Raw genomic sequence first — 23,989 nt, 5'->3', positions numbered from 1 at the left:
CGGCGCAAATCTGGCACGCAGCAGCAAATGTATCAGCTCGGGCGGCGAGCGATAGTTAAAGCCGTGCGGGCATAAAATTTAAAGCGCCTCTTAAGATAGTGAAATTTAAAGACGAAATTTCATACCGAACGACGAGCCGCTAAATTTAAACCGCCTGCACGATCGTTAAATTTGAAAGGCGAAATTTTAGCCTAACGGCAAGCGGCAGAATTCTACGGCCGAGCAGCGAGTACTAGAGCTTAAAGCGGTGCAAAACTGACGCGCGCAACAGCGAATGTATCAGCCCAGGCAGCAAGCGATAGTTAAAGCCGTGCAGTCATAAAATTTAAATCACCTCTTGAGATAGTGAAATTTAAAGACGAAATTTCATACCGAACGGCGAGCCGCTAAATTTAAACCGCCCGAGCGATCGTCAAAATTTAAAAGCAAATTTTACGACCGCGCGGCAAAAGATGAAATTTGACCACCCGCGCGATAAATTTAATCGATCTTAAGCACGCTCAAAAACGCCTCGCTCGGCAGATTTACCCTGCCGATCGCTTTCATGCGCTTTTTGCCCTCTTTTTGCTTTTCGAGGAGCTTGCGCTTGCGCGTGATGTCGCCGCCGTAGCACTTGGCGGTCACGTTTTTGCCCATGGCGCGGACATTTTCGCGCGCGATGATCTTGTTGCCGATGCTTGCTTGGATCGCGACCTCAAAAAGCTGCCGCGGCACGATCTCCTTCATCGCTTTGACGAGGTCGCGCCCCTTGGATTCGGCCTTTGAGGCGGGCACGATGATAGAGAGCGCATCGACCGCTTCGCCCGCGACGCGGATGTCGAGCTTGACTAGATCGCCGCGCCTGTAATCGATCGGCTCGTAATCGAAGCTCGCATATCCCTTGGTGCAGGACTTGAGCTTGTCGTAAAAGTCCATTATGATCTCGTTTGTCGGCACGTCGTATTCGAGCAGGACGCGTTCCGGCGTGATGTAGTCCATCTTGGTTTGGATGCCGCGGCGCAAATTTAAAAGGCTGATGAGATTGCCCAAAAACTCGCTCGGGGTGATGATGGTCGCCCTGACGTAGGGCTCTTCTATGCGCTCGATAAAATTTGGCGCGGGAAGCTCGCTGGGGCTGTGTATTCGCACGCACGAGCCATCCGTGAGATACACGGCGTATGTGACGGTCGGCGCCGTGGCGATGAGATCGAGATCAAACTCGCGCTCGAGCCGCTCCTTGACGACCTCCATATGCAGTAGCCCCAAAAACCCGACGCGAAAGCCGAATCCTAGCGCGAGCGAGGTCTCGGGCTCGTAGCTAAGCGAGCTGTCGTTTAGATTCAGCTTATCCAAAGCGTCGCGCAGATCTTCAAATTTATCGGTCTGCACGGGATAGATGCCCGCGAACACGAAGGGCTTTGCCTTCTCAAATCCGCCCACCGGCGCGGCGGCGCGTTTTTTAAAAAGCGTGATCGTATCGCCCACCTGCACGTCGGCGACGTTTTTTAACCCCATCACGACGATGCCCACTTCGCCGCTGCTAAGCTCGCGGGTTTTGGCGGGCGCAAGCGGGTTGGGATACATCAGATCGAGCACCTCGTGGCGGTTCTCGCTGCCCATGATATAGACCTCGTCGCCCTTTTTCAGCAGGCCGTCGTAGAGCCTCACAAGCGCGAGCGCGCCTAGGTAGTTATCAAACCAGCTGTCGTAGATGAGCGCTTTAAGCGGCGCGGCATCGTCCGTTTTGGGCGCGGGGATGCGAGTGATTATCGCCTCTAAAAGCTCCTTGATGCCCACGCCCGTTTTGGCGCTGACCTCGATCGCGCTGCTGCAATCAAGCCCGATGACGTACTCGATCTCCTCTTTTACGCGCTGCGGATCGGCGGCGGGCAGATCGATTTTATTAAGCACTGGGATGATCTCGAGGTTGTGCTGTAGCGCAATATAGACGTTTGCGATGGTTTGCGCCTGTACGCCCTGGCTCGCGTCCACGACGAGGATCGCCCCCTCGCAGCTAGCCAGCGAGCGCGAGACCTCGTAGCTGAAATCTACGTGGCCCGGGGTGTCGATCAAATTTAAAACGTATTTCTCGCCGCCAAGCTCGTACTCGAGCCGCACGGACTGCGCCTTGATCGTGATGCCGCGCTCCTTTTCGATATCCATCGTGTCCATGATCTGGCTGCTCATCTGACGCGCCTCGACGGCGTTGCACTCGCTGATCAGGCGGTCTGCGAGCGTGGATTTGCCGTGGTCGATATGCGCGATGATGCTGAAATTTCTGATATTTTTTGTTTTCAAGTGGCTTCCCTGATGAAATTTTAAGCCGCATTGTGCCGAAATTTCATTTAAAAACGGGTAAATGAGCGAATAGAATTTATGAGGCGAAATTTATAAGGCGGCTCTAGGCGGATTGGAATTTTACGAAATAAAATTTTGAAGGATAGGGGGAATACGGGCGACTTTGAGTAATTTTAAATTTTATCGGCGGTGCGTTTTGCCGCGATAGAATTTTATGATGAGAGTTGAGAGCAGATTTTACTAATGGAATTCTGCGTCCTGGATGTGACTGAGATCTTTTATACCTCGCTTAGTGTAGATTTTACTAATTGAATTTTGCGGCTGTATTGAAATGTAAAATCTCGCGCAATAAAAAATTTACAACAAGCTTTGCATTATCACGCTGCACGAAACTTGCAATGCTAATGGCTGAGAATTTTAATAAGCAATAGGAGGGATCCCTCATACGAGATTTTGCTTTGAATTCTACCAATTGAAATTAGCGCGTAAACTTATATGTCATTACGACGCACAAATATCGGTAAGTAAAAATTTTACCGCTAAGCTTCGCAGCGAAATTTCGTAATTTAAAATTTCAAAAAATTCTATCTCATAGAATTTTTAGGCAAAAATTTGCAAAGCAGAATTTTGAAAGATCTATCGCCAAGAAAACCGAAATTCCGCCCATAAAAAAAGGCTAGCCCGAAGGGCTAGCCTTTGCATTGCGAACTTAACATGAACGCTACCAATCGGTCTTTTGATTGTAGATATCGCGAATGTCGCCCGTACCTAGCTTGCTCGTCGAAGTATCGCTAGTGCTATTATCCGATGCACTACCGCCAGCGAATGATCCCACGTCATCTTCCGTACCGGACTTGACTTGACCCTCGCCGCCCCAGACTGTAGGACTAACAGCTCTTACGTTTACAGTAAGAGGATTGAAATACTGTGGCACACCAGGGAACCTGCTAGAGTAAGCTCCAGTAGTAGGAGGTACGGTAAACATAGTTCTCTGATTTCCAGCAGGCGTATGGATAAGCCATGGGTTAGTTTCAATACGTATCCTAGCCTGACCTGGTACGGTAGCCTGGATAGCTATATCTTCCTTACCGCCGCTTACTACATTACCCCTGCGAACAGTTACGCCAGTAGGTGTAAAGCTAGTATAAGCGCTTACGAATTCTGCTCCTATATTATTTAGGGTAGCCCTAGTATTTACTACGAACTTCGTAAAATCAGTTAGGCTACGATCTTGAGCCGCTAGCACGGTAAATATATTCGAGTTAGGGGCTTCATAAGCAAGTTCTGCGCTAGGAGCAGGCATATTCGCGCACCTATCGGTTCTGCCGCAATAGATCTGCGTATAAATAGGTACGGTTACCCCGGTTCTGGTAGTGGCTTGATACACTCTAGATCCCAGGCTCTTGTCATATGACGTACCGTAGACAAATAGCGCATAAGTGCCTATATTGTCACTAAAATCCGTAACGGTCGTACCGGTCGCGTAAGTTTTGGTATTGGAATTAGCGGCGACAATATAAGCAGCCTTGTCTGCTACGCTCGCATTTTTAACTCCCGTCGTCTCTTCTACTTTCCTAGTAACAAAGTCATCGAAGCTCTCATGAGATAGCTTTATATCATCTTTCTTATATTGCTCCGAAGTTGTATCTGAGATAGCATTGTATGATTTATCAAATTTTGACGGCCAAAAATTTTCGGCGATACTAATCGTGCCATTTCCGATATTAAAGTCACTAGCGTAGATAAGCACCGGAGTGCTAGGGGTTTTATGCATCCTAGCGAAATTAAAATATACAGTTGAACCAGGGGTCTGCCCCTCTCTAAATCCTTGTGCTAAAATCCTGAAATCCGTTGACTTAGAATCGTAATTAATTCCTGTGCCGCCTTTTGGTCTATTAATAAGTCCGCCTATTAATGAAGCGTCGGAATAATAATTAAGCGCTATTCCAAGCGGTATAGGCAAGCCGTAGCCCGTATCAGCAGCGGAAGCAGCTTCCTCCCAACCTCCGGTAACAGTTGAGCTTAAGGTCCTTGCGTTATACGTATAGCATCTGCTATCATATCCCGTAGAGCCTAGGCACTCGTTAGAATTCTTAGCAAAAAACTGTGTACCACCAGGGATATTGTAGACAACGGTAGGTCTATTAGGATATGGCACGTAATTTGTAGCTCCGCCGGTTCTGCGAGCGATAGCTGTGGAGCAACGTCCGTCGGCACTATTGCTAGCGCAATCAAATCCAAAATTTAGCGCAAAATCAAGATCGCTCGAAAATCCGCACACGGCTTGAGGAGTGCCGCCAACATCTTGCTTATATCCGTCATAAAGCGTAGCAATGACATCCTTATAAACTTTGTCAGATAGATACGCTACGGCATTAACCTTAAGCTTAGCTAGCTGACTTATCTGATGCGTCACCGCTAAATTTTGCGTAGAGTTATCACTACCATATATTACTACATTATTCTCAATATCCGGAGCATTGAAATATGTATACGCAGATGTTCCACCCGTGATATTATTATCGCCTACGCCGGTTGTTATACCATTATCAAGGCTTACGAGCGACACTCTGATACGATCCGGCTTATAACGCAATACAATATTGTCGTTTATAGCTTTATCTTTGTTAGCAGCAATTCTCATGCCTACGTCGCAACCTACCATGCCTTTAGCGTCCGGAGTATTGCTAGATGAATTGATAATGCATTTAGCGCTCTTCCACTTTTTAGAGTATGTCTGATCGGAATAAGCATCCGTCCACGAATTATCATAGATGTTTACGAGTACATCGCCGACATTATAGTAGTTAAAAATTTTATCGGCATCTTTACCTATGGTTTCGGTATAGATAACGGCATAGCTTTTATCTTTAGCTTCCGGATCTTTTCTGGACTGGGTCATCAGATATGCACCTTGAACATGACCTTTGCTATCAAATTTCGCAACGCCTCCTGCTTCTACGATATTTCTAGCGTTAAAATTCGCCCATAAGCTTACGGCATTTTTATCCCATACTCTTCTATACGATGCGTCGAATTTTGAGCTTGTACCATTTAATACGCACGAGACATCATCGCTCTTGCCAAAAGAGCCTTTTTTGATAGCTTCCGGATCAATCTCATATTTGCCTGTTTCGGCATTGTATTTAGCACCGGAATATTCCACTGCGGTACCGCCATAACAACTATCTTCTTTAACACCACGTTTTAATGTAGTGGAAGCGTTCTTTCTATCTACATAATAGGATTGAGTAGAGACATTAGCCGCGCATTCATTAGATATAAACGGACGCAAGTAGGTTTGAATACCGCGAATCTTAGTTGATATATCTTGAGTATCGTCGGAATCTGCACCATAACTTTTACGCAGATGATAACGTTGATTGCCAAGATCGCCACCGATTTCTGCTGTGTAGTTAGGTACGCCGTTGTCACTATAGCTTCTGGCCGATATTACATGAGCCAAGATATCTGCGTTCTGCTCATAGTCACCACCCACGCGAAGTTCGGTAGGATTATAAACATCGGTACTAACGCCTTTTTTAGTTATATCGCCGCTAGCGGTAGTGTCTACGATCTTGCTATACTTGCCCGAATTCTTCAGCGCTTCTGTATCTACATTAAAATATGCAGGGCGAAGCACGAAGTTATCGCTACCGCATATGTGGAACGAGCCGTCTTTTGACATTTTAATACCAAACTCATCGCTAGCCGTATCTATACTATTTTTAAGCTCGTCTAGCTTCTTTTGTATGATATTATCCCAGATATCCTTCTTTTGTTCCGCAGTCAGACTTTTATTGCACCAATCAAAATCTTCATTGGCTTCACAATACCCGTATTGCTTCTTAAGCTCCCATTTCTTAAGCTCTAAATAATAAGCCTTAGGATCGCTATTATTTAAATCTTTATTTTTTATATACTGATCTAAATCAGATCTTGAGGTAGCTTGCTCGTCCGGACGATAGCTAAGCATAAACGTAAGACCCTGATACGCGTCTCCTATTTTTATATTATTTAGCTCTAAAATAGACTTGTCTTTAAAATCCACTTTCTTATCTATGGAATAAGCATCGCCATTTAGTTTAAATGGAATTTTTAAAGAGTCTGTTACGGATCGGCATGAGTAAACTGCGCTATTCCCCTTATCGCTATCGGCAACTTTATCCGAGGTAGTAGCGGCATTTCTCGCCCTGACAACGGATAAATACAATTTACCACTCAAATCAAATTTTTCAAGCTTTCTAGCCTCGCTACCGATATATACAAGCTTGCCCGTAAGAGGATCCCTTTTAAAGTATTTGGAATTTGCAGCCGCATCAATATACTCCTCGCATTTACCAGTTTTATCGTCATAAGACTTACAATATTGGCTTTCATAATCCGGTCTAAAGATAAGTTTCGCATCAAAAGGCTTATCGGAGATTTGAGTATATAGTCTATCATCGTCGTCATTTTTACTAAAATTCTTATTGACTACCTGCAAACCGCTTAAAGGTAGGATATTAACGCTTTTAGAAACCTTTGTCACATCGCATAATTCAAGTTCAGAAGCGCTATCCATCTCTATGAAGACTCGCTGACCGCCGCCTATATCTAAACTCATCTTATAACTTAGTGTCACGGCAGGAGCCTGCAATATGGTTGCGCCCGTATTGACGGTGGCGTTAAACTCACCATACGCCGCTTTACCTGGCTGCATTAATCCGCCTACAGGTACAGGACTACCGCCCGGTGTTGAAGAAGGAGTTAAGTCTCCCGCGCCTTGACCTATATAAAATTTCAATATATTACCATCAAGTGTAGTAAACTGCCTATCTTTATAAATAGCCTTCGTAACGTTTGGAGTGCCACCTTTTATGACGTCTTTCATAGTCTCGTATGCACCCTTTTGACCATCGCGTAAATAGACTAGTTCATCGGCTGCCGCCGCAGGTATGGTATTTGTAGTGGTAGTGATAGGATCATTTACGACTAGCTCGTTATTTATAGTAGCGCTATCTTTGGTATAGGTAGCGCCGGCTTGACCAAAGTCGATCGATACTACCGCACCTGCTGCATCTTCGCTATCGCCGCCATTCAATCTATTTTCAAATTTCATTCTATAATAGATATTTTCACCCGCAACTACCGGGTTTTTGATCTGCTCAGGAGGTTCATGTAGTTTTTTTACATCCTCTTCGCTTCTTCGGTTACCATCATTATCAAAGAATTTAACCCAGTTAGAGGCGTTATAGACTTCATACTGATAGCACATTTGAGGGACATACAAATCGGCGGAAATAGCAATCATACTTATGAAGTTTTGATCGGCTTGACCTCCGTTGAGATTTTCAAACGCCGCACCCAAAGAGATGTTTAGACTAGATTGCGCATTCTTCATCTTTGAACCGATATCGAATTCGTCCAGATCAAATCCACCTAAATAACCAGTGCCGTATGGATAGCTATACTTATAGGTGCCGTTATCATTTATAAGTAAAGCGACAGAGCCGTCGTATATATTAGCGCGATCGTTAGCTAACCGTTGATTAACCACACCGGATCCGTATAGCGAATCCATTTGTGCGGTTCCTTTGTGTTGAACTTTAAAATACTCGTCGGAGGTCATTTTTCTCTCGCCACCAAACCCTAAAAACCCTAGCTTTGCACTTACGGACCCACTTCTAGGTGTATAAAATCCATTGATGGTAGCGTTAATGTTTATAGGCGTATATCCATGATCCCAAGGGGTGAGGACAAAATAATCGCCGTAAATAGTTACGTTTTTTGGTTTAAAATATTTATTTTTATATTCTACGGCCTCTTTATAAGTCATTTTTTGACCCGTTACGCTATCGTTAGATTGTAAATTATCTAGCAAAGCCCTTCTGGACGGGGCGGTTTTATCATATACTACGATTATTCCCCATCCGCCGTACGGCCCAAGACGAACGCTGTTGAACTCTCCATTGGTAAAATCTGCACCGCTTTGATCCTCACCATCACTCGTTTTTACGTTTCCTACAGTAAATTCAATGCTGTCGGAATAATCTTTAAAATATTGCTTGACTAGATCGGTAATATCTTTAGTGCAGCCATATTTTAAACGCAAACGTAAGGGCTTGTGAGATTTTGCCAAAAAGTTCCAAGCAGCCGTTCCTTCGCATCTATCTCTATAAACATCTTCTATTATGCTAGCTTTACCTTTCGAGCTTTTCATTTTAAATTTCACCCGTGTATACCCCTTAGCAAAACCGGTCAATTTTTTTCCGTCTTTGCTGTTGTATTCTGCTTCGCTGTCAAAATCAGTCGTGCTGAATATATTTCCCTGCCAATAAAGTCTCGCATAGACTATATCGTCTTTAGTCACGCCCTTAGGAAGCCTCAAAACAGCTTTTGAACTATTCAAATAAAACTGTCCGTCGCCGTCATCTTTAATGTATGTGCCTTTTGCTCCCCACATGTAATCACGGCCTGTAGCAGAAGGCCAGCTTAAACTAATCACCGGCTTTCCGGTCACGGCGTAGTCTCCAAAGACGTATGTGCCCGCACCGCCGAATCTAACTATCGGCTTTTGGTTTAATTCGTCAGACCGATTTTTTATAGTGGTGAAATTATACAAACCCTGATCTCCGTGCCAATCCCAACCACTTCTGCCTTTCTTTCCGTCCAGCACGCCATCGTCACGATACTCGTTGCTCATTGGGGTAGCAGAATTTATCTTCACGTTCGACCTAACATCATCTGCGAATACTCCCGTCGCGAAACAAAACAACAGCGCCAAAATGGGCGCAAAGCTAAAACTCTTAACTTTCATGATACTACCCTCCGGTCAATAACATAATTTTTAGCTACTATTTTACATTTTTTTTGCTTAAATTTTATATGGATATGGAACAAATATAAATAAATTTTAAAGATTTCCTAAAAGAAAGATTTTATAAAATGCGATTTTGTTTATCTTGGGCTACATTAAAAATAATATAATAACAAATAAACAACAACTCTCAAACAATTAAAGTAAAGGCGCGAGAATTCCGCGCCTTAAAAATTCTAAAATTCTAAAATTCTAAAATTCTAAAATTCTAAAATTCTAAAATTCTAAAATAAGCCGAATTTACCATCTTTACGCTTATAAAGCACACGCATCTTAGCATCCATATCGTTAAATACCAAGAACTGATCGGTACTTTCTTTAAGCTTATTTAGCGCCTCATCGATCTCTAGCGGCTTATATAGATCCAGCTCGGTAGGGACGATCTCATCAACTTCATCGTTTAAATTTGGCTTATTGGCACCGACCGCATTATCTACGGCGTTTTGTTTCATTTCGTCGCGATTTTTGTGAGAATTTACCTTATCGTGGTATCTGCGAAGCACTTTTGAGGCGCGCTCTACGATGAGATCGACGGCGGCATAGAGATCCTTATCTTTTTGGCGCACGACGATAGTGTCTTGATGCGCTAAATTTAATGAAAAATCCACTACAAAACCTTTTTTGCCTTGCTTCTCGTCGGCAGAAATTACACAACGCCCCGAGATGATGTCGAGATTATATTTTTCTAGCGTCTCAAATGCGTTTTCGACATAATTTTTAATAGCTTCCGTTAGCTCAAACTGCTTACCTACGATATTTAAATTCATCGTCTCTCCTTTGCATTATGGTTTTTGAATAGTACGCCTATGATATGTGATCTGTGGCCTTCCCATAACCGCTACATTAGATTTTACTACCACATCTACAAGCGCAGCATGGCTTAGAATTCTGCCCACACTACCATTTGCAAGTGTTTCGGACGAGCCTTGCCCAAAATTACTATAAGCGACGGTATGATTGCCGGGCGCACCCAGCTGTCTATCGAAATATCCGAATGTCACGGTGATATCAAACATCTTTTGAGCCGGATCATTTGACGGATACTCAAGAGTAATCGTATTTAATGTAGGATTAGTCGCAGCAGTAGCACCTCCTGCCTTAAGCGGGGTAGTTAGATACTGATGCTTTTGCATAGCAAGAACGGCTAGCTCCGTAGCACTCTGAGCTAGTAGTAGCGCCTGCTCTCTGCCTTGGATATTATTGACATCGCGAGCCGTCATAGATGCTATAGATAGTGCCGTAATCGCCGTAGTTGCTACAATGATGATAAAAAATATGGCCGCTACTAGAGCAAAACCTTTTTGCATAGTTTTCATTAGTACACCACCTGTGCTTTACAAACGTTTAGATCCAGCTCTGCAGGATCAAAATTTCTGCCGTCATCCCTCATACATAGTTTAAGCGCAACGGCGCCATTATCGTCCTTAAACCTAAATAAGCTCACATCCTCTGCTAGTAACGAGCTGCTAGCAGTGTTATATGAGTGCGCATCATTTGCAACAGTGCTCCATGGACGATAGTTATACCTCAATACTAGATCAAAATTCTTACTCAAATTTCCCGCATTGTCTTTCGTATAAGTTACGACATTAGCGGGGACGATCGCATAGGCACTATGAGCTATATAATACTGCTCAGAAAATTCCTGAGAGTTAGCGTTGTTTGGATTGAACGGATATTGATTGATAGTGATAGTTTCACCTTCCATACTACCGCTACCCGCATCACTAGGAGTGCCTACGGCGATTAGCACGCGGTTTCTACCGTCTGCCCGAACAGCCCTATCGTAACCGAAGCCTATGCCTACGCTAGTAGGCGAAGCATCGTTAGTAACGACCCTAAAAATAACAGCAACTTGGGTGTTAGTAGAAGGTCTATTATATGTCGTAGCCCTTAAATTTCCAACTATCCTAGCTACTTGCGGAAAATTACTACCCAAGGATACCATATTAAACGCAGCCCTAGTATCTGCGATATAGCCGGCATCTCCTTTATCTGCATCCGCTTTCCATGTGCTATCTCGGAGTTGAGACATTGACATAAAGCCGCTCCAGCCAGGATTTCTCTGATTTATATTTCTCGTCTCTACACTTTGTCCGATCCACTCTAATATATCAAATCTCGGATCGGTAAGATCGCTAATCGGCACAAAATCATTTACGGCAAGATCTCTGCCTATGGTAGAGCTTTTTATTCTATCTTCTAAGCGATTTGTGATCAGCATCATTGCATTTTGCGTTCTGGCTTCCAGCTGATTTACCGCACGTACATGCACGTAAGATTTATAGATCTTGGTGTATAGATCAGCGCCAAACATCGAGATGATCCCTAGCACTACGATAACAAACACAAGCTCTATAAGGGTAAAGCCTCTTTTCATCTCGCGCTCCTATTAGTTATGTAGTCTAGTGACGGTTGTCTGAACGCCGACGCCGATATTAGATAAAAATGCCTTTAAAACAACTGATTTAGCAGCACCGTCTCTCGCTACGGCGTCGTTTAGATCCGTAGCAGCAACCCTAACCATCTTGATATTGGTAACGGCGCCATTAGATGGTTGATCGCTAAGAACACCACTTATATCGGTACCGGAAGCATATTCCGCCGCGCTAAAAGGCTCTGCTACATAATCTACATCGACATTAATCCTAGTATTGAGGATAAAATCACCTCTACTGCTAGAGCCCACCAAATTACCGACTGTTATATCGGTCGTGAACTGGTCGAAATCGTCGATATCGTTATAACGACCGCCACCAAAAGAAATTCCATTTCTACCAAATTGCTTTTTTGTAGCCGGAGTTTGGGAGCTGATTCCACGCTGACTAGCTTCCGGCAAAATCCCCGGTCTAACTTCCTTGGTACTATTGCCCGAATCATCTACGCCTGGAGTTACGGTCAAAATTCTATCCATGCAGCTCGCATCGCCTCCGCATGTAGCATCATTAGCATACGCACTATCCCATTGCGCCTTAGATACGCGAGACATTAAAGCTTTGGCGTTATATACGAGCTCCTCTTTGATCGCGAGGGCGTTTAGCTCGGTGGTTTGCGCGACGATACGCGGGATCGCCATCGTCGTGATCGCCAAAATCACGATGGTAAAGATCAGCTCGATTAGAGTAAAACCTTTTTTCATCTTACATCCTTTCTTTAAAATTTTGAAATTACGGAAACGCAAACTTACTCTGCGTTATCGGCGCTAATTATACTATTGTTAAACTTAAATTTAGAATTTATCGCGTAAATTTTTTTGGTTTACAAAGATTTTTAAGCCCGAACGCATAAAAAATTTTAAAGAAATTTCATTTTTAAATTTGAACGCGGAATTTAAGCTTGCATTTACCCTAAGACTATAAAATTACAAGCTAAATAAATTCCAAGGATTTCTTTATGACAAATCTAAACAAAATTCTATTTTACGCCCTATTTGTCGCTTTTATCGGCGGCTGCAGTGGCAAAGGCGACGGCGAGCTTTTTAATCTAAGCCCCGAAGCGTGGTATTCTAAAATTTTAGAAGATATCAATAACGCCAGCATGGAGGATGCCGAGAAGCATTACACTAGCTTTTCGAGCGAGCATATCGCCTCTCCGCTGCTTGAGGAGATGACACTCATTATGGCGTGGGCTTTTGTGGAGGACGAAAACTACGAGAAAGCAAACAAATACCTAGACGAATACATCCGCCTCTACGGCACGACGCAAAAGATCGAATACGCGAGATTTCTAAAGATCAGAGCAAATTTCGACTCCTTTAGCCGCCCAAATCGCAACCAAAAACTAATGCTAAACAGCATCGACGAAATTAGAAAATTTATAGCTGAATACCCGCAGAGCGAGTATCGTCCGCTACTTGAGACGATGCTAACGAAGCTAAGGCTTGCCGAGCATCAGCTAAATATCGACATCAAAGACCTTTACCAGCGCACCGACCGCGAAAGTTCTGCCAAAATTTACGAGCAGCGCATCGAAGAATCCCCATTAAACGGTACCGACGTCATCAAACCGCGCTCACCTTGGTATCGCGCGATTTTTGAGTAGGAGGAGCGATGCAACTGATGCAAAATACAACCTTCCCTAGCGATCTACCCATCATCGTCGAGGACGAGCTATTTTTATATCCGTTTATGATAGCGCCCCTTTTCATCGGCGACGAGCATAACAAAAAAGCCCTCGATCTAGCCGCCAAAAACGAATCTATGATAATGGTCGTAAGCTCAAAGTCGGAATTTAGCGGCGATAGAAGCTTCGGCGGTATCTATAACGCAGGCGTAGTGGGCTCCGTGATGAGAACCGTGCCGCTTCCTGACGGTCGGGTTAAAATTTTATTCCAAGGCGCGCTAAAAGGCAAAATCGTAAAAGAAATTTCACAAGATCCGCTAATCGCTACCGTCGATATCATCCACGACGAGCGCGGCAACGATCAGAAGCTAGACGCTCTGGTAAGCGTGCTAAAGGAAAAAACCAAGACGCTTAGCACGCTTACGCATTTTTTCCCGAACGATCTACTAAAAACCATCGACGACGGCACCGACGCAGCGCGCGTTTGCGACCTGATTTTAAGCGCGCTGCGCCTAAAAAAGCAGGTAGCCTACTCATTTTTTACAGAGAGCAACTTGCAAAAGCGCCTTTTCAACCTCATCAACTACATCTCCGACGAGATCGAAGCGCAGAGGCTCGAAAAGGAGATCAAAAGCAAGGTTCATTCCAAGATCGATAAGACGAACAAAGAGTATTTTTTAAAAGAGCAGCTCAAACAGATCCAAAAGGAGCTCGGCGGCGACGCCGATCGCGACGTCGAGATTGAGGAGTACCGCAAAAAGCTGGAAGCCAAAAAGCCATATTTAGGCGAGGATGCTTACAAAGAGATCAAAAAGCAGATCGATAAATTTGCCCGCTTGCACCCCGATAGCGCCGATGCGGGGCTAGTACAGAGCTATCTGGACTGGGTTTTGGAGGTGCCTTTTGAAAAGACCGCCAAGCACAAGATGTCCATCGAGGGCGTTACCGCTCAGCTGAATAAAGACCACCACTCCCTGCAAAAGCCCAAGGCGCGTATCGAAGAATATTTCGCGCTAAAGCAGCTTTTAGAGCTTCGCGGCACAAGCGGTAAGAAAAGCAAAGAGGACGGCAAAAACGGCGGCGCGATTTTATGCTTCTACGGCCCTCCCGGCGTGGGCAAGACGAGCCTTGCGAACTCTATCGCGACCGCGCTTAAGCGCAAACTCATCCGTATCGCTTTGGGCGGGCTTGAGGACGTAAACGAGCTACGCGGACACCGCCGCACCTACATTGGTGCGATGCCGGGCCGCATCGTGCAGGGCCTCATCGAGGCAAATCAGATGAACCCCGTCATCGTGCTTGATGAGATCGATAAAATTTCAAGCTCATACAAGGGCGATCCGACGGCGGTTCTGCTTGAAATTTTAGACCCGGAGCAAAACTCGAGCTTTAGGGATTACTATCTAAATTTCAATATCGATCTTAGCAAGATCATCTTTATCGCCACGGCAAACGACGTATCTCTCATACCCGCGCCGCTGCGCGACAGGATGGAGTTTATCGAGCTTAGCTCATACACGCCGCAGGAGAAATTTCAGATCGCTAAGGACTATCTGATCCCTCAGGAGCTGCAGCGCCACGGGCTCAAAGCCGCCGACGTAGCGATCAACCCGGCAGCCCTTTCCGAGATCATCGAAGAGTACACGCGCGAAAGCGGCGTACGAAACCTGCGCCGCCAGATCGCAGCGATCTTCCGCAAGGTTGCGGTTAAAATTTTAAAAGACAAAGAGTTTAAAAAAATCGTCGTTACGACGAAAAATTTAAGCGAATTTCTAAATAAAAAGGTTTTCGAGATCGACGAAGTTGAAAAGCGCGATCAAATCGGTATCGTAAACGGGCTTGCGTGGACTGCGGTAGGCGGTGACGTGCTCAAGATCGAAGCAGTCAAGATCAAAGGCAAGGGCGCGATGACGATCACGGGCCAGCTCGGCGACGTGATGAAAGAATCCGCGCAGATCGCCTTTAGCATCGTAAAGGTGCTGATCGACGAGGGCAAGCTCAAAGCCGCTCAAGACGCGGAGAGTGGCGCCGCAAAAGCCTCACGCGCGGGCAAAAACTCCGCATTACGCGCAAATGGCGGCGCATCTAAAAGCTCGGCGGCACAGAATTTAGACGCGGAGGAGAATTCCAAAAGTTCCGAGCAGATTTATAATAAATTCGACCTTCACATCCACGTGCCAGAAGGCGCGACACCGAAGGACGGACCGAGCGCGGGCATCACGATGAGCACGGCGATCGCGTCGATTTTAAGCGAGCGCAAGGTACGCGCCGATCTAGCGATGACGGGCGAGATCACGCTAAGCGGCAAGGTGCTGCCGATCGGCGGGCTTAAGGAGAAGCTCATCGCCGCGCACAAAGCCAAAATCGCCGAGGTTTTGATCCCGCGCAAAAACTACGAGCGCGACCTAGCGGAGATCCCGGACGAGGTCAAAAATGATCTGAAAATAACGCCGGTGGATCGGATTGAAGAGGTGCTGAAGCTGGCGCTCGTTTAAATTTAAAGCGCCGCTTTAAATTTAGCCGCTTTAGCCACTTTAGCCGCGCGCTCCGGCGGAATTTTAAAATATTTGTAGCGGCGTTTTTTATTGCACAACTGGACATTGACGCGCTTGCGGCAAAATTTCTTGTAACGATGTGGCGAACGTAAAATTTCGTAGAATTTTGCATTCGCGTAATCGCGCGATGTAGAATTTGTGAACTCTCGCCAACAAGCCGAATAGCAAGGATGACAAAATATCGCACATTTTAAGATTTAATTTTACGGTGATATCAACGCACTGAATGTAAGAACTTACAAGAGCATCTAAAAGAATATAAATTAAATTAATGTATAAATTGATAAATTTTAAGTCTTAATTTAAAATAAATAAAGTAAGATATAGGCATAGAAATTAAATCCATATTTTAAAATAGTACCAGACAATATAAAAGGTAGGCTATAAAAGCATATCTGGTTTTAAATATGTCTTTAGGCTTATGTTAAGATAAATAAAAAATTTAATTAGGATAAGAAATGTCTAGACTGATAGTAGAAAATTTAAGTCCATTGCATAATGTTGAGTTTGAAACTAAACAATTCAATATTTTGATTGGGCAACAAGGTGTTGGCAAAAGTACGATATGCAAGGCAATTTATTTTTTTAGGTTACTAAAAAGTAATATTGTAGAGTACCTTTACGATATAAGTATTAATGGCGAACGTGAAAAAAATAGTCACTTTCCGCAAGCTTTAAATAGTAAAAACAAGGAACTTTTTGTATTACTTTTTGGATATACTTGGGATATGCCAGAGAATTTAAAATTTAGCTACGAATATACAGATAAAATCATAATTGATGTATTGTTAAATAAAAAGAATAATAAGAATTATCTAGAAATTAAATTTAACTCTCAACTCCTTAAAAAAATTAGAGAATTAAAAGGTGAGGCACTTAATAATCATAAAAAGCAAAATATCTATTCTATAAGTCTGAATATCAATAATATGCTTAGAGAAAATATAAGTAAAGTTGTAAATAGTATTTTTGGTGATGATGAGTTGCCAACATATTATATTCCAGCAGGCAGAAGCCTTTTGACATTATTGACAAATCAAAAAACGAGACTCAGTTACGATAATATAGACTTAGTTACAAGATACTTTATGAATCTTATTGAGATATTTAGTCCAAATTTTAATAGCGGTATACAAAATTTAGCAAAATTCTATCCAAAAAATGAGAGAAAATTTGATCCAGGTCTTATAGCAAATGATATTATAAAAAATCTAAAGGGGGAATATTTTAATGAAGGTCAAAGAGAGTATTTAAAGGTAGGAGATGATAATGTATTAATAAACTACATATCATCAGGTCAGCAAGAAGCACTATGGGTATTAAACTTGCTTTATGTTTGGCTTTTAAAAGATGAAAAAAATTTTATAATAATAGAAGAGCCAGAAGCTCACTTATACCCAACTATGCAAAAATATTTATTGGACTTTATATGCTACTTTATGAATATTACTGGTAGTACGGTACTAATTACAACACATAGTCCGTATATGCTAACTAACTCAAATTTACTTTATTATGCCGGCGCTTTAAAGCTAAAAAATATCAATTCGGAAAAAGTGACTGGTAAATACAAGTATATAAACCCGGAAAATAGTAATATATATAAAATTTCAATCGATAATAAAAATAATACAATAAAAGAAGATCTTAAAGTAAAAGACGAAAACGATATAAAATCGGAGCTTATCGATGAAGTTTCAGATATAATAAATAATCAATACACAAAGCTTATTGGTCTGGAAAGTTAATAATGGTTGATTTGTGTAATAAATTTAAGAGCTTTTCAAGAATTGTACAACAAGAAAAAAGCGATTGTATTTCAGAAAATAAGTCTAAATTATTTTTTAAAGCAATAAATGAGCTATGTGTAACGAAATTTGATAAAGGCTTGTGTAACGATAATAATTCTTATAAGTGCGACTATATAATCTCCGGTAAGAAATCTTTATATTTAGTTGAGCTTAAAGGTGCCAGTAATTTGTCTGATGCCCCTAAACAACTTCTAACATCTTTAGAAATCTTAGAACAAAAGTATAAAAATGACTTTATTTCAGGAAAGATAAAATTAAGAGCTTTTATAGTAAGCGACAGTTTTTCGCAAATACCTAAAAATATAAATAGCGTGCGTACGAAGCTAGCCAAAAAGCTTTATCAAATGTCGAAATATAAGGAAGATTGTAAAGATTATAGCTATTGTGTAAAACAAGTTAGAACAGTTGTGGGATGCAAAGAGTTGTCATTACCGCCCAAGCAATGGGATAAAATAGATTGCAATGGGTTATCTCCTGTTAGCCTAGATTAGCTAATGTAATTCAAATGATTTATCAAATTTTTATCTCTAGACCATCATCTATCCCGGCTTTTAATAGTGTGTAAATTTTATAATCCAAATGATTTAAATTTTTAAACTTCTATATATTGCCTTCAAAATCAAACTTTAAAATTTCTGCTTATTTCTACCACCTATTTACAATTTTCAAACCCCAAAATTTAACCCCAGCTTAAGCATAAGCTTATATACTTTGGCTTTAAATTTAAGGCGGCAAATGAGATCTCAGAGCGAATTTTTTGGCGTATTTATCACCCTTCTTGGCGGCGTATTATGGGGATTTAGCAGTGTTTGCGGGCAGTATCTGTTCACGCAAAAAGGCGTCAGCGCCGACTGGCTCGTGCCCTACCGCCTGAGCATTGCCGGGCTTGCGATGGTGGCGTACTATTTAGCGCGTTCGCCGCGCGCAGCTCTCGCGCCGCTAAAAGATCGCGCGCTATTGCCGCAGCTGCTCATCTACGCGTTTTTTGGGCTTATGATGACGCAGTATTCGTACTTTTGCGGTGTCGAGCTCTCAAACGCCGCCGTCGCGACCGTGATCCAGTACTCCGCGCCCGCGCTCATCCTTGCCGTCGTTTGCTTTTCACAGCGGCGCGCGCCTAAAAAGGTCGAGCTCATCGCGCTCATTTTCGCGGTGCTGGGCGTCGTGCTGCTCGCCACCCACGGCGATCTTGGCTCGCTGGTTATCAGCGCGGAGGCGCTGGTTTGGTGCCTAATTAGCGCGCTTGGCGTCGTGATCTACAGCCTCATCCCGACTAAGCTAAATCAAAAATACCCCGTCGCGTTAAATTTAGGCTGGGGCATGGTCATCGGCGGCGGCGCGCTTGCGCTTTATACACGTGTTTGGCAGCTAGGCGGCGTGAGCGACGCTGACGGCTTTGCGGCGCTTGCGGCGGTGGTGATCTTGGGCACGATATGCGCGTTTAGCTTTTACATGACGGGGCTAAAGATAATAGGCGCGAGCAGGGCGAGCATGATAGCGTGCATCGAGCCTGTGAGTGCGGCGGCGTTTGCCTATTTTTGGCTGGGGACGGAGTTCGTGTTTCTTGATTTTGCGGGCTTTACGCTCATTATCTCGTGCATATTTTTGCTGGCTAAAGATAGGAAAAAGGCGTAAATTTGGAGGAGAGATGATCTATTTGGCGCAGACGGATACGACGGCGGGGTTTTTGAGTAAGGATTTTCGCGAGATAAACGCGCTCAAACGCCGTCCTGCGGATAAACCATGCCTCATAACGACGGCGAAGCTTAGCGAGCTAAAAAATCTCGCTCGCGTGCCAGCTAAATTTAAAAATTTAGTGCGCCGCGCGAGGAAAACGACCTTTTTATATCCAAACGCCAAAGCCGTGCGTGTCGTAAAAGAGTGCGCCCACGAGGAGTTTTTACGTAAATTTGACTGGCTCTACTCCAGCAGCGCAAATTTAAACGGGCAAAATTTCGATGAAGCCTGGGCGAAAGCGGCGGCGGATCAGGTCGTGGATCAAAATTTCAGCCAAAACGAAAGCTCGAAAATTTATAAAATCTCAAAAACTAAAATTTTGCGGATTAGATAGAGCTGCCGATTAAAATTTATGCGTGCTAAGAGCGCTCAAAAAAAGAGGCGAGAGCGAATCCGCTTTACAAATTTAAAACCGGATGCCTCGTTTCGGTACTTTGTCCTCTGCACAATTTTAAACGACCTTCTAAAATTTAAAATGGCTCTGTAAATTTAGCCAAGCCGCGAAATCCCGCCGCAGATAGACCGCGCAAAGACCGCCAGGAATTTTGAAAAATCCAAAAAAGATCACGGCAGACTCGCAGAAAAATTATATAAAAAGCCGCAAATCCCCGCTGCTTTCAAGTAGTAAAATTCCTGCCGTTCTCAAAAACGCAAAATTCCACCGCAGATAGCCTTTGAATGAAATTTTATCGCCCAAATACTCTCGATCAAAATTCCGAATTGGGCGAGCTAAGATTATCGCTAGAAATTCTCGCATCCCGAGTGTTTTCGATCTAAATTTTGTAGCTCAGGCGTTACCGCCGATTTTTACCAGAGCCGCTACGCGCGATATTTTGATCGAAGCTCTACCTATGTTGCCTGCTTTCAATTAAAATTTCGCCGCTTCTGCCGATAGTTTTGATTAAAATTTCATCGCCGCGTGCGAGTAATTCCAATCGAAATTCTATCATCGCCGATTATATATCAAAAATTCCACCGCTGCCTCATAGCCGCCGTCGCCGATACTATCACCGTCACCTCCATCGCTGTTATTACTACTTTACCTCGCCGCTATTGTCGCCGCAGCAAACGTCGCAAAGCGTCCGCGTCGCTCACGCCCTTTAGCTGCCAAAGCTGCGCGTAAAGCGCAAGCGCACTGCCATTGCTGTGTCACGACGACAACTGAACCGCGATAAAATTTCCGCCGCCGCGCAGTGTATCAAAGCAAACGCTGCAAATTTTAAAATTTTAACCGCTCTCGCCGCGCGGCACCGATAAACTCCAACCGATAAACTCCAACCGATAAACTCCAACCGATAAACTCCAACCGATAAATTCCGCCAGCTAGTCCTTCATTCACGTATAAATCATAAATTTTCATGAATTTAACGCCGCCATTCTTGCTTTATATTAAAATTTCGCTAAAATTACCGCATTAAATTTGAAGCGCAAACGGCTTAGCTTAAACCGCTTGCGGGCAAATTAAATCCATTCAAGGAGCTTTTATGAGCGGTGTTGCGTTAATCATCTGCTTCGCCATAGCGGTCGTCGTGATGATTTTTTTGATCTCCAAAGCAGGCGTTCACCCGTTTTTGGCGCTAATGCTTATCTCTCTGGCGCTCGCGATCGTCGCGGGCATACCGCTAGCCAAGATTCCCGCGATTATCGGCGACGGATTCAGCGGCACGTTTAAGAGTATCGGTATCGTCATAATCTTCGGCGCGCTCATCGGCACCGTGCTCGAAAAGACCGGCGCGGCGCTCAAACTCGCCGATATGGTCGTAAACGTAGTCGGGCAAAAGCGCCCCGAGCTTGCGATGCTCATAATGGGCTGGATCGTAGGTATCCCCGTATTTTGCGACAGCGGCTTCGTCGTTTTAAACCCGATCCGAGAAGCGATCAGCAAAAAAATCGGCGAAAATCCGATCGCTCTTGCAGTAGCGCTCTCCGGCGGACTTTATGCCTCGCACGTATTCATCCCGCCGACTCCAGGGCCGATCGCCGCAGCAGGCGCCGTGGGTCTAGGCGGCAATCTACTGCTCGTAATCGCAATGGGCGCGGTGGTGTCCTTGCCGGTGCTGATCGCCACATACTTTTTTTCTAAAAAAGTCGCCAAGAGCGTGCATATAAGCGAGGCTGAAGCGAATGAAGTCATCGCAAAAAGCTACGACGATCTGCTTAAACAATACGGCAAATTGCCGGGCGGATTTTTAAGCTTAGCCCCTATTTTGATACCGATCCTATTTATGGCACTGGGCTCCGTCGCCAAGATCCTAAAAGTAGGCGGATTTGCGGGCGAAATTTCGCAATTTTTAGGAAATCCTATCATCGCGCTAGCCTTGGGCGTAGTTTTTGCGGTATTTCTGCTCGCACAAACCGGCAAACTAGGCGAATTTAGCGAGATCACCAACGAATCCTTAAAGATCGTAGGCCCGATCCTCTTTATAACCGCAGCGGGCGGAGTGCTAGGCAAGGTCATCACCGACGCCGGCTTCGTAACCTACATCAAGGACAATGCGACCGCGATTAAAGCCGCGGGGATTTTCTTCCCGTTCTTAATCTCGGCCGTCTTAAAAACCGCGCAAGGAAGCTCCACCGTTGCGATCATCACTACAGCTTCGATTATGGGCGCATTTAACGCAGATGGCTCGCTAATGCAGGTACTGGGCTTCACCTCCGAAATGTCCGGAGCGCTTGTGGTAATGGCGATTGCAGCGGGCGCGATGACGGTTTCGCACGCTAATGACAGCTACTTCTGGGTCGTTACGAATTTCAGCAAGATGAACCCGCAGCAAGGCTACCGCACCCAAACTATGCTAACCCTAATTATGGGCATTACGGGCATGATCAGCGTGTGGGTTTTGTCGCTGTTTTTGATCTAAGCTAGCTTATTCTAGCCGCTACCACGCTAAATCAGTGCGGAGCGCTACGGGCATCTACCAGCGGCTAGCTACATAAGATTCTTTAAATTTACGTAGCTAGCCGTACCGCGCAAATGCCTTAATATTAAAATTTCGTATAGCGGAGTTTTAAATTTACACACAAAGCCTCAAGGAGCGAAATTTTAAAATTCTATCGCTACGGAATTTTAAAATTTAGCCGAAATTCTGTGGCTTACAAAATTTTAAAATTCCACGACATGAAATTTTAAAATTTGCCCCATAAATTCGGCAACGAGATTTTAAAATTCTACTCTTGTTTCAGTCTCGTCATCGTAAATTTAGCCTACGCGCTGTAAAATTCCAAAATTTTAAAATACCAGCCAAAGGAAAAATATGAAAGTTTTAGTCGCGATCGACTCGTTTAAGGGCTCGCTTAGTTCGCTTGAGGCGGGCAACGCCGTAAAATCAGGCATCGAAAAGCTAGGCTGCGAGGTGCTCGTCAAGCCTATCGCAGATGGCGGCGAAGGAAGCGTTGAAGCCCTTGCCGACGCACTAAAAGCTAGGTTCATGGACGTCATCGTAGCAAATCCGTTAGGCGAAAAAACGCCCGCGCGCTACGCCTTAAAAGGCGAGCTAGGCATCTTAGAGATGGCGTCCGCATCGGGTCTGCCGCTCATCGAAAAATCGCGCCGCAATCCGCTAAAAACGAGCACTTATGGCTTTGGCGAGATGATAGCGCATGCGATCGCACACGGCGCGCGAAAGTTTATCATCGGCATCGGCGGAAGTGCTACGAATGACGCGGGCATGGGGATGCTGCGCGCGCTCGGCTTTAAATTTAAAGATGCAAATGGCGCAGAGCTTGCGGGAGCGGGCGAGGATCTGATTAAACTCGCCACGATAGATTGCACTTCGGTGCTACCACATCTTAAAGAGTGTGAGTTTCTTATCGCCTGCGACGTAGATAATCCGCTTTTTGGCGAAAACGGCGCAGCATATATTTACGCCCCGCAAAAGGGCGCGGATGCGGCGATGGTAAAGCAGCTCGATGCGGGACTTATCAATTTCGCAAGCGTCGTAAGCAAACACCTCGGACGCGAGCTTTGGAATAGCCCCGGAGCAGGAGCTGCCGGCGGGCTGGGCTTTGGTTTTGTAAGCTTTCTAAACGCGACGCTTAAGCCGGGCATCGACATCATCACCGAAGAGATCGGGCTAGAGCGCGATATGCAAGGCACCGAGCTCGTCATCACAGGCGAAGGAAGGCTCGATTTTCAAAGCTCGATGGGTAAAACCCCTTGCGGTGTTGCGAAAATCGCCGCTTCCTACGGTGTGCCCGTAATCGCGCTGGCAGGCGGTATCTCGCCCTGTGCCGGCGGCTGTAACGAGCGTGGCATAGGCGCATTTTTTTGCATCCTAAACGAACCGATGAGCCTTGAGCGCGCGATGGGAAAAGAGATCGCGACACAAAATTTAGCCCGCGTCGCCGAACAAGCAGTGAGATTGTTTATGCTCGGACGCGGCGCCAAATAGGGCTTTTGGACCAAAATTTTAAGGCGCATCCGCTAAAACTCGAAGCGGGTACGGCGAGTGCGGGCAGGGATACAGCGCGGCGACAGTTCGCAGCAGGCGACGCGGCAAAGAAGCGAAAATTGTAGTAGGATAAATTTTCGTGCTTTTGAAAAACGCGGTGCAGCCTTGACGCAGATACAGCGCTCGCGTGGCTTACAGCACAAAAATATGCGTAACGAGACGGATGAGCGGCGACGGCTCGCGGCAGACGGATGCTAGTCCATGACGCGTATACGCGGTAAGCAAACCGCACAACCG

14 protein-coding genes are annotated in these 23,989 nt (G+C 44.7%); 8 read left to right on the top strand and 6 right to left on the bottom strand.

Annotated elements, in window-relative coordinates; all coding sequences use genetic code 11:
- Positions 1 to 480 precede the first annotated feature (480 nt).
- The 6 genes from lepA to Q0174_RS09640 all read right to left on the bottom strand — a co-directional run bounded on the left by lepA (position 481) and on the right by Q0174_RS09640 (position 12,275).
- Positions 481 to 2,277, bottom strand: coding sequence for a translation elongation factor 4 (gene lepA / locus Q0174_RS09665; RefSeq protein ID WP_298043610.1), 1,797 nt, complete (start codon positions 2,275 to 2,277; stop codon positions 481 to 483).
- Between the two features lie 721 nt (positions 2,278 to 2,998).
- Positions 2,999 to 9,076 (bottom strand): hypothetical protein, encoded by a 6,078-nt coding sequence (locus Q0174_RS09660; protein ID WP_298043608.1) that lies wholly within the window; start codon positions 9,074 to 9,076, stop codon positions 2,999 to 3,001.
- A gap of 284 nt (positions 9,077 to 9,360) precedes the next feature.
- Positions 9,361 to 9,903: a ribosome-associated translation inhibitor RaiA gene (gene raiA, locus Q0174_RS09655; protein WP_177388896.1), complete on the bottom strand. Its 543-nt coding sequence runs from the start codon at positions 9,901 to 9,903 to the stop codon at positions 9,361 to 9,363.
- A 15-nt stretch (positions 9,904 to 9,918) separates the two neighbouring features.
- A complete protein-coding gene (locus Q0174_RS09650; RefSeq protein WP_298043607.1) occupies positions 9,919 to 10,443 on the bottom strand; it encodes a hypothetical protein in 525 nt (174 codons plus the stop codon).
- An 8-nt stretch (positions 10,444 to 10,451) separates the two neighbouring features.
- Positions 10,452 to 11,516: a type II secretion system protein gene (locus Q0174_RS09645; protein ID WP_297894025.1), complete on the bottom strand. Its 1,065-nt coding sequence runs from the start codon at positions 11,514 to 11,516 to the stop codon at positions 10,452 to 10,454.
- A 12-nt stretch (positions 11,517 to 11,528) separates the two neighbouring features.
- Complete coding sequence (locus tag Q0174_RS09640) at positions 11,529 to 12,275, bottom strand: type II secretion system protein (protein ID WP_298043605.1); 747 nt, start codon at positions 12,273 to 12,275, stop codon at positions 11,529 to 11,531.
- Between the two features lie 254 nt (positions 12,276 to 12,529).
- Between Q0174_RS09640 and bamD the strand changes: the two genes are divergently transcribed.
- From bamD to Q0174_RS09600, 8 genes are all read left to right on the top strand, one after another.
- A complete protein-coding gene (gene bamD / locus Q0174_RS09635; RefSeq protein ID WP_298043603.1) occupies positions 12,530 to 13,177 on the top strand; it encodes an outer membrane protein assembly factor BamD in 648 nt (215 codons plus the stop codon).
- Between the two features lie 8 nt (positions 13,178 to 13,185).
- The gene (lon, locus tag Q0174_RS09630; RefSeq protein ID WP_298043602.1) at positions 13,186 to 15,693 is read left to right on the top strand and encodes an endopeptidase La; all 2,508 of its coding nucleotides are present in this window, start codon (positions 13,186 to 13,188) and stop codon (positions 15,691 to 15,693) included.
- Positions 15,694 to 16,211: 518 nt separating this feature from the next.
- The gene (locus Q0174_RS09625; RefSeq protein WP_298043600.1) at positions 16,212 to 17,501 is read left to right on the top strand and encodes an ATP-binding protein; all 1,290 of its coding nucleotides are present in this window, start codon (positions 16,212 to 16,214) and stop codon (positions 17,499 to 17,501) included.
- 2 nt (positions 17,502 to 17,503) lie between these two features.
- Positions 17,504 to 18,055 carry a hypothetical protein gene (locus tag Q0174_RS09620; protein WP_298043598.1) on the top strand — a complete coding sequence of 184 codons (552 nt, stop codon included), beginning with the start codon at positions 17,504 to 17,506 and terminating at the stop codon, positions 18,053 to 18,055.
- A gap of 244 nt (positions 18,056 to 18,299) precedes the next feature.
- Entirely contained in the window at positions 18,300 to 19,199 is a 900-nt protein-coding gene (locus Q0174_RS09615) for a DMT family transporter (RefSeq protein WP_298043596.1), read from the top strand.
- A 13-nt stretch (positions 19,200 to 19,212) separates the two neighbouring features.
- A complete protein-coding gene (locus Q0174_RS09610; RefSeq protein ID WP_298043594.1) occupies positions 19,213 to 19,635 on the top strand; it encodes a Sua5/YciO/YrdC/YwlC family protein in 423 nt (140 codons plus the stop codon).
- A 1,150-nt stretch (positions 19,636 to 20,785) separates the two neighbouring features.
- A complete protein-coding gene (locus Q0174_RS09605) occupies positions 20,786 to 22,162 on the top strand; it encodes a GntP family permease (protein WP_298043592.1) in 1,377 nt (458 codons plus the stop codon).
- Positions 22,163 to 22,555: 393 nt separating this feature from the next.
- Entirely contained in the window at positions 22,556 to 23,692 is a 1,137-nt protein-coding gene (locus Q0174_RS09600; RefSeq protein ID WP_298043590.1) for a glycerate kinase, read from the top strand.
- Positions 23,693 to 23,989 lie beyond the last annotated feature (297 nt).

Origin of the sequence: uncultured Campylobacter sp. (genome assembly GCF_937996225.1) — a bacterium.
Lineage (GTDB): Bacteria > Campylobacterota > Campylobacteria > Campylobacterales > Campylobacteraceae > Campylobacter_B.
The sequence above is the reverse complement of the archived record's forward strand: the minus strand, read 5'-3'. Positions and strand labels throughout refer to the sequence as shown.

Excerpts from the sequence above, each read along its gene's own strand:
- Q0174_RS09660 (WP_298043608.1), bottom strand. The coding sequence starts at position 9,076 with ATGAAAGTTAAGAGTTTTAGCTTTGCGCCCATTTTGGCGCTGTTGTTT.
- Q0174_RS09645 (WP_297894025.1), bottom strand. The coding sequence starts at position 11,516 with ATGAAAAGAGGCTTTACCCTTATAGAGCTTGTGTTTGTTATCGTAGTG.
- Q0174_RS09620 (WP_298043598.1), top strand. The coding sequence starts at position 17,504 with ATGGTTGATTTGTGTAATAAATTTAAGAGCTTTTCAAGAATTGTACAA.
- Q0174_RS09625 (WP_298043600.1), top strand. The coding sequence starts at position 16,212 with ATGTCTAGACTGATAGTAGAAAATTTAAGTCCATTGCATAATGTTGAG.
- Q0174_RS09600 (WP_298043590.1), top strand. The coding sequence starts at position 22,556 with ATGAAAGTTTTAGTCGCGATCGACTCGTTTAAGGGCTCGCTTAGTTCG.
- bamD (WP_298043603.1), top strand. The coding sequence starts at position 12,530 with ATGACAAATCTAAACAAAATTCTATTTTACGCCCTATTTGTCGCTTTT.
- raiA (WP_177388896.1), bottom strand. The coding sequence starts at position 9,903 with ATGAATTTAAATATCGTAGGTAAGCAGTTTGAGCTAACGGAAGCTATT.
- Q0174_RS09605 (WP_298043592.1), top strand. The coding sequence starts at position 20,786 with ATGAGCGGTGTTGCGTTAATCATCTGCTTCGCCATAGCGGTCGTCGTG.
- Q0174_RS09610 (WP_298043594.1), top strand. The coding sequence starts at position 19,213 with ATGATCTATTTGGCGCAGACGGATACGACGGCGGGGTTTTTGAGTAAG.
- Q0174_RS09615 (WP_298043596.1), top strand. The coding sequence starts at position 18,300 with ATGAGATCTCAGAGCGAATTTTTTGGCGTATTTATCACCCTTCTTGGC.
- Q0174_RS09650 (WP_298043607.1), bottom strand. The coding sequence starts at position 10,443 with ATGCAAAAAGGTTTTGCTCTAGTAGCGGCCATATTTTTTATCATCATT.
- lon (WP_298043602.1), top strand. The coding sequence starts at position 13,186 with ATGCAACTGATGCAAAATACAACCTTCCCTAGCGATCTACCCATCATC.
- Q0174_RS09640 (WP_298043605.1), bottom strand. The coding sequence starts at position 12,275 with ATGAAAAAAGGTTTTACTCTAATCGAGCTGATCTTTACCATCGTGATT.